Source organism: Antrihabitans spumae (assembly GCF_043944905.1).
Taxonomy (GTDB): Bacteria; Actinomycetota; Actinomycetes; order Mycobacteriales; family Mycobacteriaceae; genus Antrihabitans; species Antrihabitans spumae.
On sequence record NZ_JBIMSN010000186.1, the window covers coordinates 1 to 1415 of the forward strand.

The 1415-nt window shown below is 60.6% G+C and carries 2 protein-coding genes; one reads left to right on the top strand and one right to left on the bottom strand.

Annotated features, from left to right (window positions below; all coding sequences use genetic code 11):
- The first annotated feature begins 200 nt into the window (after window positions 1-200).
- Entirely contained in the window at window positions 201-779 is a 579-nt protein-coding gene (locus tag ACHIRB_RS31070; protein ID WP_395113185.1) for a hypothetical protein, read from the top strand.
- A gap of 104 nt (window positions 780-883) precedes the next feature.
- Here ACHIRB_RS31070 and ACHIRB_RS31075 read toward each other — a convergent pair whose 3' ends face one another.
- Window positions 884-1258 carry a DUF6262 family protein gene (locus ACHIRB_RS31075; protein WP_395113184.1) on the bottom strand — a complete coding sequence of 125 codons (375 nt, stop codon included), beginning with the start codon at window positions 1256-1258 and terminating at the stop codon, window positions 884-886.
- Between the last annotated feature and the right edge of the window lie 157 nt (window positions 1259-1415).

A 1415-nucleotide genomic window follows, 5' to 3' on the forward strand; every position in this document is an offset into this window, starting at 1 on the left:
GTGTCTGGCAAGCGGTTTAGCGAGGCCTGTTCCTTGAGGATGGGAGCCGGATTTGTTATGAAGCAGTGACCCGGGACTGTGGTCAGGTGATGCTGGCTGAGTCGGCCGCGGAGGTCGGCATCCATGGAATGAGAAGACTTATGGAACGGTAGGGACTTGTGACCGACTTGCCATATAGGGGACCACCGCCAGAGCTACCGGTGCCTGACCGAATCCCTGACCCTTTTGTCGACATCTTCATCGACGGGAGGCGCGATTTCTCATCCGGACGACCGTTCAATGTGAATACGCCTCACATGGGCCACTCGGACACGATCAGTGTGTCAGTTGGGCAGCCCATTCTCGTTTTCAACAGTGGCGTGCACTTTTCGATCGAATGGACCCTGTACGACACCGACCAGGGCGGCAACATTCAGAGTGAACTGGTCGAATATCTCAGCAACGAGGGCTGGGGGCGTCGATCGTCACCTGACGACGTACGAATACCTCGTGTCACCGCGACCTATGGTGGGGTCGAGCAAGCCAGAAACCCGGGCGAGAATTTGCAGATCGACTCATCAAGGCCGCCCACGGTGGCGGCGGCGTTACTCGGGCTTGGCTCGTCCTGCTCCAAGCTCGACACGGAAAGCCGCGGACAACAGGAGCTTTTCCTCTGGCCATTACCGCCCCCAGGCCCGATCAACCTGACGTTCTTGTGGCCGGCACTCGGGTTCACAGGAACCGTCCTATTCGACGGCCAGGATCTGAGGAGCGCACTCTCGCCGAATGAAGACCCGTAGCTTAGCCGGGGAGAACGCGGCCAATAGCGTGTCGCGGCGAGGACCGGGTCGAGATTCGGAACGATGCTGCGAGATCGCCTGAGTCGTAACCGGTTAGGGTCCGTTTAGGCGCGTCGCGCGCGTCCGAGTGCGAGCGCGAGTTGGTGTCGCAGACTTGCGTTTTCGTCGACGAGTGTGCGGATTCGTTCCTGTGCCGTGGCCAAACGGGCATGTAGGGAGTCGGTGCTGACGCGGTCGCGTCGCGATATCGGCGGTTGGTCGGGGCGGTGTTCCGTACGCAGTCGGATGACGTCGTTGCGTAGATCCGGCTGGCTGTAGAGCCATGATCGTGAGACTCCGGCGGTGGTAGCGACGATTTCGAATGTGACTGCTGTGCCTTGCTTTTCGAGTTCGCGGAGCGCGGCGATCGCTTTCGATCGGGTCAGTTCGTGGCGTTGTTCGGCAGCTCGCCGGAGGTGGTGGCTGTTGTCAGCTCGCATTGTCGGTGTCCTGTCGGTCTCGGACCGCGTCGGGTGTGTCGGCGAGTGTGTCGATGATTCGGTCGAGGTTGCCGAGGACTTGGGTGTTCATCTCGACCAGCCGTTGTTGGCCCCGAGCTTCGGCAGCGGAGATGATCTGCAGCAGTTGGGTTCGGTG

Coding starts and splice junctions, on each gene's coding strand:
- ACHIRB_RS31075 (WP_395113184.1), bottom strand. CDS start 1,258: ATGCGAGCTGACAACAGCCACCACCTCCGGCGAGCTGCCGAACAACGC.